This window comes from Luteolibacter arcticus, from assembly GCF_025950235.1.
GTDB lineage: Bacteria > Verrucomicrobiota > Verrucomicrobiia > Verrucomicrobiales > Akkermansiaceae > Haloferula > Haloferula arctica.
In genome coordinates, this window is the sequence record NZ_JAPDDT010000006.1 from 309568 (window position 1) to 324073 (window position 14506).

The 14506-nt window shown below is 63.9% G+C and carries 9 protein-coding genes; 6 read left to right on the forward strand and 3 right to left on the reverse strand.

Annotation, left to right across the window (positions count from 1 at the left end; all coding sequences use genetic code 11):
• The first annotated feature begins 58 nt into the window (after positions 1-58).
• Both aqpZ and OKA05_RS15595 read left to right on the forward strand, forming a co-directional pair.
• Positions 59-751, forward strand: a complete 693-nt coding sequence (aqpZ, locus tag OKA05_RS15590) for an aquaporin Z (RefSeq protein ID WP_264488095.1) — start codon at positions 59-61, stop codon at positions 749-751.
• An 81-nt stretch (positions 752-832) separates the two neighbouring features.
• On the forward strand, positions 833-2239 hold the full coding sequence (locus tag OKA05_RS15595) for an MATE family efflux transporter (protein WP_264488096.1): 1407 nt from the start codon (positions 833-835) through the stop codon (positions 2237-2239).
• Between the two features lie 26 nt (positions 2240-2265).
• Here the strand turns inward: OKA05_RS15595 and OKA05_RS15600 are convergent, their stop codons facing one another.
• Positions 2266-3168 (reverse strand): AraC family transcriptional regulator, encoded by a 903-nt coding sequence (locus tag OKA05_RS15600; RefSeq protein ID WP_264488097.1) that lies wholly within the window; start codon positions 3166-3168, stop codon positions 2266-2268.
• A gap of 171 nt (positions 3169-3339) precedes the next feature.
• Between OKA05_RS15600 and OKA05_RS15605 the strand changes: the two genes are divergently transcribed.
• Complete coding sequence (locus OKA05_RS15605) at positions 3340-6189, forward strand: hypothetical protein (protein ID WP_264488098.1); 2850 nt, start codon at positions 3340-3342, stop codon at positions 6187-6189.
• A 113-nt stretch (positions 6190-6302) separates the two neighbouring features.
• On the opposite strand, the gene OKA05_RS15610 is transcribed toward OKA05_RS15605, so the two are convergent.
• Positions 6303-7697, reverse strand: a complete 1395-nt coding sequence (locus OKA05_RS15610) for a hypothetical protein (protein WP_264488099.1) — start codon at positions 7695-7697, stop codon at positions 6303-6305.
• 138 nt (positions 7698-7835) lie between these two features.
• Between OKA05_RS15610 and obgE the strand changes: the two genes are divergently transcribed.
• From obgE to OKA05_RS15625, 3 genes are all read left to right on the forward strand, one after another.
• A complete protein-coding gene (gene obgE / locus OKA05_RS15615) occupies positions 7836-8882 on the forward strand; it encodes a GTPase ObgE (protein ID WP_264488100.1) in 1047 nt (348 codons plus the stop codon).
• Positions 8883-9191: 309 nt separating this feature from the next.
• The gene (locus OKA05_RS15620) at positions 9192-9911 is read left to right on the forward strand and encodes a gamma-glutamylcyclotransferase family protein (RefSeq protein ID WP_264488101.1); all 720 of its coding nucleotides are present in this window, start codon (positions 9192-9194) and stop codon (positions 9909-9911) included.
• Positions 9912-10001: 90 nt separating this feature from the next.
• The gene (locus tag OKA05_RS15625) at positions 10002-10406 is read left to right on the forward strand and encodes a gamma-glutamylcyclotransferase family protein (protein ID WP_264488102.1); all 405 of its coding nucleotides are present in this window, start codon (positions 10002-10004) and stop codon (positions 10404-10406) included.
• 579 nt (positions 10407-10985) lie between these two features.
• Here the strand turns inward: OKA05_RS15625 and OKA05_RS15630 are convergent.
• Entirely contained in the window at positions 10986-14462 is a 3477-nt protein-coding gene (locus tag OKA05_RS15630; RefSeq protein WP_264488103.1) for a PVC-type heme-binding CxxCH protein, read from the reverse strand.
• Positions 14463-14506 lie beyond the last annotated feature (44 nt).

Genomic DNA, 14506 nt, shown 5'->3' on the forward strand with positions numbered 1-14506 from the left:
GGCCTCCCGCCCTTGCTGCTGCTTACCCCACCCCTCCTAACCACAACACGAACAAGATATGAAATCGTATGTAGCAGAGTTTTTCGGCACCTTCTGGCTGGTGCTTGGCGGGTGCGGCAGCGCGGTGCTGGCGGCGGGGTATCCCGAGCTCGGCATCGGCTTCGTTGGGGTGTCATTCGCCTTCGGCCTGACGGTGCTGACCATGGCCTACGCCATTGGTCACATCTCCGGCTGCCACCTGAATCCCGCCGTGACGGTCGGCCTGTGGATGGGCGGGCGCTTCCCCGCGGCGAAGGTCATGCCCTACATCGGCGCGCAGGTCGCTGGGGGGATCGCAGGGGCGCTGATCCTCTACATCATCGCTTCGGGAAAGGCGGGATTCGACGTCCGGGCAGGTTTCGCCTCGAATGGCTACGGAGCCCATTCGCCGGATGGGTATACGCTGGCCGCCGCCTTGGTGACGGAGGTCGTGATGACCATGATGTTCCTCTTCATCATCCTCGGCTCCACCGACAAGCGCGCTCCGGCCGGCATGGCGCCGATTGCCATCGGCCTCGGCCTCACGCTCATCCACCTTATCAGCATCCCGGTCACGAACACCTCGGTGAATCCCGCCCGCAGCACCGCCGTCGCGGTCTTCGCCGGTGGCCCGGCGCTGGCCCAGCTCTGGCTGTTCTGGGTCGCCCCCATCATCGGCGGCGTGCTCGGGGCGGTGATCTACAAGTTCGTCGGCTCGGATGACCGGAAATAGCGCCCGGAGCGTCGATTCCGGCCAAGAGGCCTGATGCCGGTTGCCAGCCGGGAATGCCCTCGCTACGGCTTCCCGGCTGCCATGAAACCCGGTGCCACCATCGAAGCGAGCGAGCGCGCGGTGCCGGAAGTCAGGCTGGCAGGGCGGCTCGGGGGCATGTCCCTCACGCGGCAGGTCGCGGTGCTGGCGGTCTGGCCGCTGCTGGAGAACGTCCTCGCCTTCTGCGTCGGCTTCACCGACCTGCTGATCTCCGGCCGCATCGCCGACGGGCCGGCCAGCGTGCCGATTCTCGATGCGATGGGCCTCGGCGGCTACGTCGGGTGGTTTTTCAATATCCTCCAAGGTGCGGTGGCGACCGGCGTGATGGCGCTTGTCTCGCGAGCGACCGGGGCCCGCGATCCCGATCTCGCGCGGCGTGGCCTCGGCCAAGGGCTTTACCTCGGCATCGCCGCCGGGGTGCTGTCGCTGCTCGCCCTGCATTTCGGCATTCCCGCGCTGATCCGCGGCGTCGGGCTGTCACCGGCGGCCGCAATCCACGCCGAGGCCTTCCTCCGCGTGCTCGCCCTGTCCGGGCCGGTCAGCGGCGCGATGTTCGCGATCAATGCGGCCCTGCGCGGGGCAGGGGATACCCGCACGCCCTTCATCGCCATGCTGGTGGTGAATCTGGTGAACATGGCGGTGAGCTGGTGGCTGGCGATCGAGCAGGGTCATGGCGTGGCCGGCATCGCCTGGGGCACGGTCACGGGCTGGATTTCCGGTCTCGTGGTCGTTTCGGTGGTGCTGATGCGGAGAAACGGCCTGCTTGCCTGGAGCCTCGCAGGCCTGCGGCCGCACCGCGAAACGCTCGGCCGCATCCTCCGGGTCGGCGCGCCGCAATCGCTGGAAATCGGCTTCATGTGGGCGATTCACGCGTATGGCATCCACGTCATCGCCACCCTGCCGGGCGAGGCGAATCTGGGCGCGCACATCCTGGCCATCCGGGTCGAGTCGATGAGCTTCCTGCCAGGCTGGGCGATCGGCACTGCCGGCGCGGCCCTAGCCGGCCAATACCTCGGCGCGGGTTCCAAGGAGATGGCGGTCCGCGCCGTGCGCTTGTGCTGGAAAATCGCCGCCGTGCTGATGGGGGCCATCGGCATCCTCTTCATCTTCGGCCGCGACGAGCTGATCGCGCTGATGGCGCCGAAAAGCGACCTCCACCAACACCTCGCCTCCCCGCTGGTGCTGATCTGCGCCGCCGCCCAGCCGTTCTTCGCCACCTGCATCATCCTGAAAACCTCGATGCGCGGCGCGGGGGCCACCACCACCGTCATGCGCTGGTCGTTTGGCAGCATGATCTTCTACCGCATCGGTATGATGTGGCTGCTCAAGGACCAGCCGTGGTTCGACCTGCGGGTCGTGTGGGTGATCTTTTCGCTCGATCTCGTTACCCAGGCGCTGGTCTTCGCCCGGGTCCATTTTCGCGGGAAATGGCTGGACGCGAGGGTGTAGCTCTTTCCCGCCGGCGCTCCTTCCGGTCATGCCTTCCGTGCCCGCGATCGCTTCCGGTAGTCCGTGGGGTTGCACCTCATTTCCCGCCGGAACAGACGGTTGAAAAAAGAGACGTGGGGAAATCCACAGGCCAGGGAGATGTCGAGGATCCCGCGGTCGCTCTTCTCCAACTCCCGGCAGGCAGCCTGGAGTCGCAGCCGATTGAGGAAGCCGCTAAAGGAGTGGCCCGAGTGTCTCTTGAACTGCCGGGCAAAGGTCGCGCGGCTCATCCCGGTGATCTTGAGCACATCCTCCAGATGGACCTCGTCCCGGAAACTCGCGATCAGATGCCGCACCGCCTTGGCCATCGCGGCCTGATGGGCGGACTCGGATGGCAGATTGAAGGCGCTTGCCGAAAGGAGGCGCAGATCCCGGCCGGAGGCTCTGCCCAGGCGCGCCAGGATGATCAGGAAGATCCCGAGCTGACCGGTGCCCATGCTTTTGGTGAGTTCCCCCATCAGCGAGGAGACTGCTTCCGCGGTTTTTCCCGTGATGGAAATGCCGTGGCCAGACCGCTTGAAAAGCTCGGCCAACACGAGGTTCTCGGGGAATCCCCAGAATGGATGGTCGTCCGGGAAATGCCATTGGACGGAGATCCCGCTGGAGGCGCCTTTCGGGTGCCAGTAGTGGGGCAATCTTTCTCCTAACAGAACCAGATCCCCGGCCGCGAAGGGGCCGATGTGATCGCCGACGAAACGGGTGCCTTGGCCGGTATGGAAAAGGGTCAGCTCCATTTCCGGATGAAAGTGCCAATGATTCCCCGCTCCGGGGACGCGCACGGTCCGGCCCGGGGAGATCACCGAGTCCACTTCCCGCAGGCTTTGGCTCCACTCGAGCAACCGGAAGGAATGTCCGCCGGGCGGATGGATCGTTTCGCGAATGCCGCGCATCGGAACGATTCAGGCAGCCTCATGGCTCATCGTAAAGAAGGAGTGAGACAATAGTCGCAGTCCGGGAGACCCGGGGCGTAGAGAGACCGGCGAACTTCTGCTTTTCTTCGCGCCTATGGACCGCTTTTCGTCCGCTCCTCTCACATCCACCAGCGCCGCGCTGCAAGGCTCATGACTTTTCCATTCCTCCATCCGGCCGGTTGGATCGCGTGCGGGGTGCTCCTTTTCCCGATGGCGGAAGGGCAGTACGAGGCGAGGTCATTGCGGAGCGATTTGAGCCCGCTTCCCTACTACGCCACCGGCGGCGGCCGGGAGGGGAGGCGGTTCACGGAGGCTGCCGTGAACCGCTACCGGCTCTACGATTTCTATGCCCGGCAGGCGGACTACCATTTGGCGAATCCTTCCGACCGACCCGACCCTCTGCCGCCCTTTCCAGAGTTGGATGGCGGCCGCCGCGGTCACTGGGGAGGCACCAACGATCGTGACTCCGGCGCCTATGATCGTCCTGCGGGCCCGGACTTCACCACCGTGACCTCGCGCCTTGGGACGGGACTGTTTCACGTCCTGAGCGGTCCCGCCGAAGATCCTGCCGTCATTGTGTTCGACGGGATCAGCGGCTCATTCGCCGGATTCATTCCCCAAGGGCGTCTATCGGTCCCCCAACACAACTTCGGGTTCGCCGTGGATCGCTTCGGCTTCCAGCTTGATGTTGCCGGAAAGCCGTCGTTCTCCGGCACGGGTGGCGATTGGCTGCGGGGCGGGGAAAACATCGGACGCTTCACTGGCTATCATGTCGATGGTAGTTCGGTCGTCTTTCGGTCGGAGTTGGCGGGAGCGCAGCTTCTGGAACGGCCTTCCGTCGTTCTGGCGAAAAGCGGATCGCAACGTTTCTTCGCACGCGATCTCGAGTTCCGCTCCGGGACTCAGTACCCCGTGGATTTTCGCCTGCCCCGGATTGCGGATCTTCCGAAGGGTTCCGTCATGAAATGGAGCGTGGAGCCCGCGGGGCGGAACCAGGACCTCTTCTTGCGCGGCCAGACGGATGGCACCGTTTGCTTTCACCGCTTCATCGCAGGAGGCGGACTGAAGATCGAACCGCACGAAAGTGGTGACGGAGTCCGATTGACGGTCGTTCCGGTCGGCGGCCGGCTGTTTGCCGTGAGCTGGAGCGGGCCGGAGAGCGAATCTGCCCCGGCCCGCGCGGAGCTGGCCGCGATCCCCATCCCCGCGGCAGAGCTTGCTCCCGGGACTTGTCTCCGTGGCGGGCCGTCCCGCTTTCCCGAGATCATCAAGGTGGAGGGTGTCCTCGATGCCGATCCCGCCAGCCGGGGAGCCGCCTATGCGATCGACGACATCCCGCTACCCACCGGGAACAACCCCTACCACACGCCCATGACCCTCAGCGGCCTAGCCTTCGCCGCAGACGGCACCGCCTACGCGTCCACCTTGGTCGGAGACGTCTGGAAAATCACGGGCTTGGAGGGCGACCTCAAGCAGGTCGAGTGGAAGCGCTACGCCTCGGGGCTGGATCTGCCGATGGGGATCGAGGTCGCGGAAGGCGTGCCTCACGTGAATGCGAGGCGCTTCATCTTCCGCTTGGTGGACCTCAATGGCGATGGCGAGGCGGACCTGTATGAGCGCTTCAGCCGGGAGGACATTCCGCATCCGGACGAGTGCGGCCGCGATCTGAAAAGGGATGCCGCGGGGAACTTCCACTTCAATGCCAGGGCGGGCACCTTCCGGCTCTCGGCCGACGGCGGCGACCTCACGAGGACCGGCGAGGGTTCCAGAAATCCCTTGGGCTTGGCGGTTCGCAAGGATGGGCTGGTTCTCTCGGACTCCTCCGAGGGAGACCGCAACAACGGGACCTGCACCATCTACGAGGCGGACCATCCGGAAAACCAAGGCTCCTCCGCGAAGCGACGGCGCATCCTCTATCTGCCGCGCGGCGTGGATAATTCCCCCGGCGGACGACTCTTCATGGACGACTCCCGTTTCGGTCCGCTGGGGCAGGCCATCCTCGGCACCAGCTATGGGACCGGCACCTGGTACTACATCGTCCGCGATCCCGCGGAAGGAACCCCGCAGGCAGCGATGGTTCCCATGCCGGGAAATTTCTCCAGCGGGGTCTGCCGGGTGGCCATGCAGCCGAAAGACGGGCAGGTCTTCGTCGCGGGGCTGGATGGTTGGGGCGACTATGCCTCGACGGAAGGATGCCTGCACCGCATCCGCTGGACCGGTCGTGAGGCGACGGTGCTCACGAGTTGGCGGGCGTGTCGGAATGGACTGCTGCTCCGCTTCAATGGCCCCTTGGACTCCCTGCTTCCCGCGCCGGAAAACTGGTTCGTGCAGCAATGGAACTACGTGGACTCGCTCCAGACCTACGGCTCGGCGGAATACTCCGTCAAATCCCCCGGGAAGTTGGGTCACGACCGCTTGGAGGTCCGTTCCGTCCGCTTGGCCGATGATGGTGCCCTCTTTCTGGAAATTCCCGGCCTTCTTCCGTCCATGTGTCTTCAGGTGCATGCGAACCTGCGGGACGCCAAGAGTCAGCCATGGCGGCTGGATGCCTACCTCACGCTCAGCCACCTGATGGCCGATCATCCCGCCGCCCCGGCCGCTTCACGGGGGAAGCCCGTCATTCTCAGCATTCCGGAACAGACCGCGAACGGGGACACCTACCAGGGTGTCGTGACTTACTTCGACCAATTGTATGGGCGCGCCACGGCCGATCGGCCTGAGAGTGCTGCGGTTTCCTATCGTCGCGAGGAGCTGAGCTACACTTGGCTGCGGAAAAACCTCATCGACTCCCAGTGCATGCCGTGCCACGGGGCGGGCACCCAGCACGACTTCTCCACCTACGGCGGCCTGATGAAAGCGGTCGATCTGAAGCATCCGGAGAAGAGTCCGCTCCTCGGCATGCTGGCGACGAAGAGCATGCCTCCGTATCCGCTGCCTTCCGTCCCTTCCTCTACCCGTGAGGCCGTCCGGGAATGGATCTTGCAAGGCGCGCGGAAATGAAGGGCTCACGTGTGGCCCGGACCAGCGGGCCACCGGCTTCGACGGCCCTCAGCCGCCTTCGGCCCGGGGCCGTTTTCGCGGGAAATGGCTGGACGCGAGGGTGTAGGGTGGGGCTATCCGTCCATCATCACCTCATGGATCCTGGAGTCCTTGAAGCGGACGACGAACTCGTGATCCGCATCGAAGACCGTTTCGAAGGAGAGGTAGAACTCGTCATCGCTTTCCACCGCCACGGAGTGGATGTCCTTGATGATCTTCCAAATCCCGCCGGGCTCGTTCACTTCGGGGAGGTCCTCGGCCGTGTAGCGATAGCCTCGGTCGGGATGCTCCAGCGCTTGCAGATACTCCGGCCTGATCCATTCGCGGTATGCCGCGGTCATGGCCGCAGCTACTTCGTCTTTGAACTTCTCCGTGGCGCGAGCGAGCCACGCTGCACGTTCCTTGGTTTCCTGGTCGGGAGGTCCGTCCGTTGCTTCAAGTTGGATGCGGCAGGCATATCCAAATGCTCCGAGCTTGAGCGGCTCGGTTTGGTAGTCTGTGGAACCCGGCACCTCTGAGAGAGGACCAAGTATGATATCCGGATCGGAGTTTTCGCCCTGCGGCGTCTCTCGGTCGCCCGACCAGATCCATGCTTCCAGTTCCACCTTGCCCCACCCCTTGATCTTCAGCTTCCGAATGTCAGCCGACGGGATCGTCCCATCGCGCAAGAACTTGAGAAGCACCCCGTTGTCGCGGTGAAGGGAGCGCGCCAACCAGACGTCCTCGGTTTCTCCCGTCGGATTGCGTCGTGAGCCCTTGGCGACGAAATAGAGGGTAAGGGCGCCCAGCGGGGTGCCTTCTTCCTTGAGCGCTTCCAGATCTTTTCGCAATTCCGCCTCCACGGTCACATTGATCCGTCGAGAGCCGCCGGTGTGCCGGTAGTCGGCATGCAGCAGTTTCGCGAGACCCCGGATCCTTTCCAGGTAGCCCTCTGATCCCGGAGGGTCGGAAGGGGAGGAGAGGCACTTGAACGCCGCCGCGGCCGCCGCCGCGCATTTTCTCAGCGGTCCTTCCACGCGGGAGAATCGCTCCGCTCCTTCCGCGGGATGGCCATTCGCCAGATAGGCAGCCCAGGCCTCCTCAAAGCCTGCGAGGTCATTTCCAAGCAGCCGGGATTGCTCAAAGGCCTTGGCGGCGAGTTCGTGGTTGGTGTCCGTCCCGCGTCCCATTTCGTAGGCGATTCCCAGCCAGTACCAGTCCCACTGGTCTGCCGGGGGCTTCGCCACCAAAGCTTGGAACGCGCCGGGAAGGAGAGTCTCGCGGGTGTAGGTCCGGGCCTTGAGATCCGGCTTCAACTTGGAATATCCAAGCTCGATGAGCAGGTCGCCCAGTAAAAGGGTGCCTTCCGGGGCCGAGGTTTCGTGCAAGCGCCAGGCGATCGCCTCCTTCTCCTCCATGGTTTTGAAGGATGCTGTGGTCAGGCAAAGCTCTTGGTAGCGTTGGAAATCCTCGGTTCTGGAATCGGACATGAGCTTTGATTCTGAATATCCCTCGTCTAGTTGGGCGAGGCCGCCATGAAAAGGGGAAGCGCAAGTCGAGTTCGCCCCGTTGAGCGCCATGGTTTTGCGTTGACGTCGCCCGCTCCACCCACAAGGTTCCGCGCCCCAATGTTCATCGACCATATCCGCATCTTTGCCAAAGCTGGCGACGGAGGGAACGGAGCCGTTTCGTTCCGTCGGGAGAAATTCGTGCCCCGCGGCGGCCCGGATGGCGGCGATGGCGGGAAAGGCGGCGACGTGATCCTGATCGTGGACCCGTCCACCGACAATCTCCGGCAGTTCCACTACGACCCGAAGCTGATTGCCAAGAAGGGCGTCAATGGCGGCGGCGTGCGCAAGACCGGCAAGGGCGGCGACACCGTCATCGCGAAGGTCCCGCCCGGCACCGTGGTCTATAAGAGCAATGCGGTGACCGTTCAGGAAGCGGTCGAATTCGAGCGCGGCGACGAGGGCATCGACCTCGAGCCAGTCGCCGACCTGACCGAGTACGGCCAGAAATTCGTCCTCTGCAAGGGCGGCAAGGGCGGGATGGGCAACTCGAACTTCGCCACCCCGACCCACCGCACGCCGACCGAATCGACGCCCGGTGAAGAGGGCGAATCCGGCGTCTATTACCTCGAGCTCCGCCGCATCGCCGACGCCGGCCTGGTCGGCTTCCCGAATGCCGGCAAATCGACGCTGCTCGGCAAGCTATCCCACGCCCACCCGAAGGTCGCGGCGTATCCCTTCACCACGCTCCAGCCGTCGGTCGGCGTCGTCGAGTTCGGTGGCTTCCGCCGCTGCACGGTGGCGGACATTCCCGGCCTCATCGAGGGCGCGCATGAGAACCGCGGCCTCGGGCACGAGTTCCTGCGTCACATCACCCGCTGCCGTGTGCTGCTGTTTGTCGTCGACATCGCCGGCAGCGAAGGCCGCGACCCGATTTCCGACATCCAGATCCTGCGCAAGGAGATCAGCGAGTATGATGAAGAACTCGCCCGCTTCCCGTGGATGATCATCGCCAACAAGATGGACATCGATGGTGCCGCCGAGAATCTGGATCTCCTGGAGAAGCGCTTCCCGAAGGTGAAGGTCATCCCTATTTCGGCCGAATTGGAGGAGGGGCTGGATGCGCTGAAGCTCTACCTTGATGACGAGGTGGGGTACCGGGTGTAAGGAAAAGCGGTGGGAAGATTCTTCGTCGCAACGCGACGGCTCATAAGAGCCTGGCATGAAGTGCCAGGTAGCAATCGCCGACCGCCCGTGTCCTGAAAGGACACCTCATGCGTCTGGCTGCGGTCTGTTGTTCCGCTTCGAAGCTCCGCTCCGCTTCTTCCATCGGGGCCCCCTTGCAAGCTTGCTTCTGCGGGCCAGAGGCTACGCGATCGCAGGGGGCAGGCACTTCGTGCCGGGCCACGTTCAATCGTCCCCCTCGACCGGGAAGTCCGCCGTGGACCACTCCGGCAAGCCCGCTACAATCCCCCCATGTCCGACGACATCGCCGGAGAGTTGGCCTTCGTTTACGGCAGATTGCGTCGTGGCGGCTCGAATGCCTTCCGCATGGATGGCGCGGAGTTCATCGGCAATGGGACCGTGCAGGGCACGCTTTACAAGCTGCCGGGAGGACCCGCGCTCGTCATGGAAGAGGCTGCCTCCTCCCGTGTGATCGGAGAACTCTATCGGCTCAATCCCAGGCATCTGGTGATGCTAGATGAGCTTGGAGGACCTCCCTCGGAGGCGACTGGCAGTGGCGGGTTCTGTAGAGGCCGGGTCCTGGTCCACTCCCTCCCTGACGTTGAAGATTCCCGGGAAGCCTGGACTTGGGCTTGGACCGGCGCGGTCGATCCCGCGCAATCGATCCAATCCGGGGATTGGTTCGATGAAGAACCTCCCCGTCCATTCGATCCCCAGCCGCTGTATCCATGGTTCACGTGGATCAGCCTGGTTTGTCTCCTATGCTTTCCCTTGTGTTTGGTCGGGAGTTTCTTAAATCATTCACCAAGTTCACTTGCTCGTCTTGCCCAGGTCTTAATGAACGTGTTTGGTGCGCTTGCGCCGTTTGCAGCGCTGTCTTCGCTCTGGCTTGCGAAGCGTCGGGGAGAGAGCGACGTCCTTTTCGGGTGTCTCTTCCTCATGTCTTTCGCGGCGAGCGGGCTTATCCTGATCGGCTTATGCCTGACGCTGATCGAGGCATTCCGCCGGTAGCCCGGTGACAGGCGTCGGAGCGATTGGAGGTTCTATGGTGCGGCTTATGTCCGGCGTGGACCTAGCCGATGAGGTCGCTACAATCCTCCCATGTCCGACGACATCTCCGGCGAGCTGGTCTTCGTCTACGGCACGCTGCGCCGCGGCGGGTCGAATGCCTTCCGCATGGATGGTGCGGAGTTCGTCGCGAGCGGGAAGGTCGTGGGGAAGCTCTATGCGATTACTTGGTATCCCGGACTGGTGCTGGAGCGTGGACCGGAAACCGTGGACGGCGATCTTTTCCGCGTCGGCCCGGATCAACTCACTGCGCTCGATGAGTTCGAGGGGATCTCCGCGAACGAGATCGAAGGGGCGGAGTACCGGCGGGTGAAAGCTGAGGTCACGACCGGGGACAACGAAGTTATCCTTGCATGGTCCTACGAATGGAAGGGTCCGGTGGAAGAGTCCAAGCGAGTTCTCTCCGGCGATTGGTTGAAGGCACATCCCACGAGGTAGTTCGGGCATTTGCTTTTGGCCGCGTAGTGGCCACGCCCCTTCCTCGTCCCAGCGGGACGGTTCATAAAAGTCTGGCACGACGTGCCAGGTTTGCCGCGGGAGCGCATGGTGTCCTGTAGGGACTCTTCATGCATCTGTCGGTGGTCTGTTAGATCAGTTCCAAAGCCTCGGCATGAGCGCTTTGCGTCGTGGCGTGGGACACCCGTCTGGCGACTTGAGCATCGTAGTGGAAGGGCTGCGCCCTTCAGGCTGGGCGGGGTCAGAACGCGGATCGCCACTCCGATTCATTTGGCGGACCGCCCCACGCCGGAACGACGAAGTCGTCCCGCTACAAAGGCGAAAGACCTCATCCCTACTTTGCCGGTACCCGGACTCCTCCCCGCATGAGGCGTCCCGTTGGGACGCGATCGGTATGGCACGCCTACCCGGCACTTTCGTGCCGGGCTTTTATGAGTCGTCCCGTTGGGACGAAAGAAAAAGAGCCGGTCTTGCGACCGGCTCTCGTGATTTAGCAGTGAACGACTCCGACCTGTCAGAGTGAGCGATTCTCACGCGGTAACGTGAACGATACCGCGGGTTTCAGTGACCCAGCTCCTTGGCCGTCCACGGGGTGGTGCGGCCCTTGTATTTGTCGCGGATCTCCTTCACCTGCGCCGGGGTGACCGGGGCGGCGTCGTTCGACCAGCTTTGGCGGGCGTAGGTCAGGACGTCGGAGATCTTTTGATCATCCAGATCCACATGCGGAGGCATCACGCTGTTGTAGTCGTGGCCGGCCACCTTGACGGGACCGATCAGGCCACCGATGACGACGCGGATTGGCACGCTCGGATCACCGGTGAGCCACTCGGAGGCATCGAGCGGAGGGAAGGCACCTTCCATGCCAGTGCCGGTCGGCTGGTGGCAGGCAATGCAGGTCATGCCATAGACTTCGGCACCACGCTTGTGGACTTCGGCGTCGGGCTTGAATTTCTTCACCACCGCGGTCGGGTCCGGAGCGCCTCCGGCCTTGGCGGCCAGTGCGGCGAGCATGCCCTTGGCTCCGCTGCCGCCGGGGATTTCGGTCAGCGAGACGTCGTCGTAGATCACGGTGCCGGTGCCGCCGCCGTAGCCGCCGAAGAGGCAGTGGATGAGGAATTCATTGCGGTCGCCAGAGTCGATGTCGGTGGAGACCTGGGTCCAGTCGGCGGTGCCCTTCACGCTGTTGGTGCGTTCGCCGCCGTGGACATTGAGCAGGGCTCCGGGGCCGTTGGCATTGGGCTTGTGGTCGATGGTCTTGACCCAAGCCGAGAGGCGGTAGGGGGTGCGGCGCTTGACGGGGACGGTCACTGCGGCACCGGCATCGATCGGACCGCTGGAGGAAATCGACAGCCCCAGCGAACCGTTGCGGCCTTGCGGCGAGCTGGTCAGCTTTGCCATGCCGCTGCCACCGCCGTAGGTTCGGAGATCGGTCCAGCCAGCCGGTTGGCCGTTGGAGACTTCGGAGAAGTCAGGATTCGGCAGCAGGTTCGGCATTTGCTGTTGCTCGCTGTCGGCGGCGAAGCCAGCAGCCTTGGCGGCGGCGGTCACGCTGGCGGCATTGCGGTTCGCGGCGATCTGCCAGGCATCCTTGAGCGTAATGTCGCCGCTGATGCGTGGCTCATCCGTGGTGATGAGCGTGAAGAGCGCCTTGCCGAGATCCGCATCGTTCTCCGGGAGGCGGGACAAGGACACGAGGGCCTCGGCGAGTTCACGGTCGCCCTTTACGTCGATCTTGCCGCCGACGAGGTAGGCTTCCTTCAACTGCTGTGGCGTCGCCACCGTGATGCCGGCGCGCTGGACGGCGCGGACGTTGGACTTGAGCGCGATGCTCGCAGTCGAGGCGTCGAGCACGCCAAGCTGGGCGAGGGCATACACCGCGTGGGCGGAGCCGCGGGTGCCGGCAGCGGCGAGCGAACCGAGCTTCGCGGCGAGGTCCTTCATGCCGCCTTCCACGATCAAGCGCTGGGCGTGCAGGCGCCAGAAGAGGTTCGGGTGATCCAGCCCGGCGAGCAGGCTGTCCGGCTTGGCGGGGTCGAGGTTCGGGTTCGCATCATCCGCGGAGCCCTTCGGATAGACGCGGTAGACCCGACCATACTGGGTGTCGCGCAGCGGGGTCTCGTAGGCGTTGCCCTTGCCGTTCTTGGCGTCGAGGCCGGACGACTGCTTGTTCGGCGTCGGGTTGTGCTGGATGATCAGGTTGTACCAGTCGCAGATCCACACCGCGCCATCGGGGCCGGTTTCCGCACAGACCGGGCCGGACCAGGCATCGGCGCTGTTGTAGATGTTGTTGAAGCGCTGGACGGCCTTGTAGCCGGCGCTCTTCTGGATGATGTCGAAGGTGCCGACGAGCTTGCCGGTGCCTTCCGTGACGAAGGCGGTGCGCTCGCGCCAGTCTTCTGGAAAACGCTCGGCGGTGTAGAAGGCGTGGCCTGCGCCGGCGGTGTATTTCTCGAACTGGTCCACCTGGCGGATGTCCGCGGAGCTGGGGCTGAAGATCGGATTGTCATCCGCCCGCGGGGTGCGCGGCGCTTTCAAGCCGGCGGAGGCGTAGGTGGCCTCGGGGAAGGTCAGGTAGAAGGACGGGTTGCCGTTGGCGGTCGAGCCCATCAGGTCGAAGTCCGAGGTGGTGCCGAAGCCCCAAGTATTGTTGGTGGTCGGCTGGAGGTATTCCATTGCGGAGCCGTCCGGCTTGAAGCGGAACACTCCCTGGTTGAACTGATGCTGCTTGCCACCGACGGTGCCGCGGAAACCCGAGTAGCCGATGGTGGCGTAGATCCAGCCGTCATGGCCGTAGCGGAGGTTCGACACGCCGGCGTGGGTGTCGCCCATGTTGAAGCCGGAGAAGAGCACCTTGCGGACGTCGGCCTTGTCGTCGCCGTTGGTGTCTTGGAGGAACAGCATCTCCGAGCCGTTGGTGCAGATCACGCCGCCATTGGCGAAGACCAGCGAGGTCGGGATCGAGAGCTTGTCGGCGAAGGTGGTGAACTTGTCGGCGCGGCCGTCCTTGTCGCGGTCCTCGCAGATGATGATCTTGTCATTGCCCAGGTTGCCGGCGTGGAGGTTGTTCGGGTAATCGACGGTCTGGATGACGAACGCGCGGCCCTTGTGGTCCCAATTCACGAAGATCGGGTTCACGATGTCCGGCTCGCTGGCGAACAGCGACAGCTCGAAGCCGACCGGCACCTGCGCCAGTTTCATCGAGTCCTCAGGAGACAGCGGCTTCTGCGCGGAGGTGATGAGCTTGCGCTTCAGGTAGCCGGGCATCTCGACCTTTTCCTGCTCCAGCTTGGGCAGCTTGAGAGCCTGCAGCTTCTTGTATTTCTCCGCGCCCACGCTCCAGAAGATGGCTCGCTTGAGGAGGTCCTGATACTCTGGCAAATCCCACACGCGATGGTCGTGGCCGGCGGCAGTATAGAAGACGCGGCCCTTGCCCTGTTCGCGGACCCAGGTCCATGGTTCCTGGTCGCGCTTTTCGAGGACCACGCGGTCGTCGCCGTGCTGGTCGTGCACGTAGGTTTCATCCCAGGCCGAGAAGCCACCGTAGTCGCGCATGACCGGGTGGCTCTTGTTGACGTTGGTGACCTTGAAGGTCCCGTCGGTGTGGCTCTTGAAGCGACCGCCGACGAGCTTGATGAAGTCCGGCGAGCCGCCGTAGCAGGCCGACGCGCAGTGGATGGGCAGGAAGGCACCACCGCCCTCGACGTAGTCCTTGAGCGCCTTCAACTGATTGGGCGGCATGGGGCCATTCTGCTCCCAGTTCCCGTACATCAGCAGCGCGTCGTACTTGGCGAGGGTCTCTGAACTGAGCGCTTCGGAGGGGTCCTGGGTGTAGGTGAAGTCGATGCCCTCGGTGCCCAGCGTGCGCTTGATCATGCGGTAGCGGGTGACGGGATCGTGGCCCGGGCCGTTGGCCGTGGGGGCACCGAAGAACAGGACTTCAAGTCGCCGCGCCTCCGGTTTGGGAGTGATGAGCGGCTTGGCCAATAGCGCCCCGAGGGCGGCCAGTGGCAGGAGCAGGGTTAAGCGGATGGCTTGCATGAACTTGGTTGCGCAGGGTTCGATCGCGGCTGGCAACGTGCCGT

What these genes read in the sequence shown, in the direction of transcription:
- aqpZ (WP_264488095.1), top strand. Translation starts at nt 59, where the DNA reads ATGAAATCGTATGTAGCAGAGTTTTTCGGCACCTTCTGGCTGGTGCTT.
- OKA05_RS15595 (WP_264488096.1), top strand. Translation starts at nt 833, where the DNA reads ATGAAACCCGGTGCCACCATCGAAGCGAGCGAGCGCGCGGTGCCGGAA.
- OKA05_RS15600 (WP_264488097.1), bottom strand. Translation starts at nt 3,168, where the DNA reads ATGCGCGGCATTCGCGAAACGATCCATCCGCCCGGCGGACATTCCTTC.
- OKA05_RS15605 (WP_264488098.1), top strand. Translation starts at nt 3,340, where the DNA reads ATGACTTTTCCATTCCTCCATCCGGCCGGTTGGATCGCGTGCGGGGTG.
- OKA05_RS15610 (WP_264488099.1), bottom strand. Translation starts at nt 7,697, where the DNA reads ATGTCCGATTCCAGAACCGAGGATTTCCAACGCTACCAAGAGCTTTGC.
- obgE (WP_264488100.1), top strand. Translation starts at nt 7,836, where the DNA reads ATGTTCATCGACCATATCCGCATCTTTGCCAAAGCTGGCGACGGAGGG.
- OKA05_RS15620 (WP_264488101.1), top strand. Translation starts at nt 9,192, where the DNA reads ATGTCCGACGACATCGCCGGAGAGTTGGCCTTCGTTTACGGCAGATTG.
- OKA05_RS15625 (WP_264488102.1), top strand. Translation starts at nt 10,002, where the DNA reads ATGTCCGACGACATCTCCGGCGAGCTGGTCTTCGTCTACGGCACGCTG.
- OKA05_RS15630 (WP_264488103.1), bottom strand. Translation starts at nt 14,462, where the DNA reads ATGCAAGCCATCCGCTTAACCCTGCTCCTGCCACTGGCCGCCCTCGGG.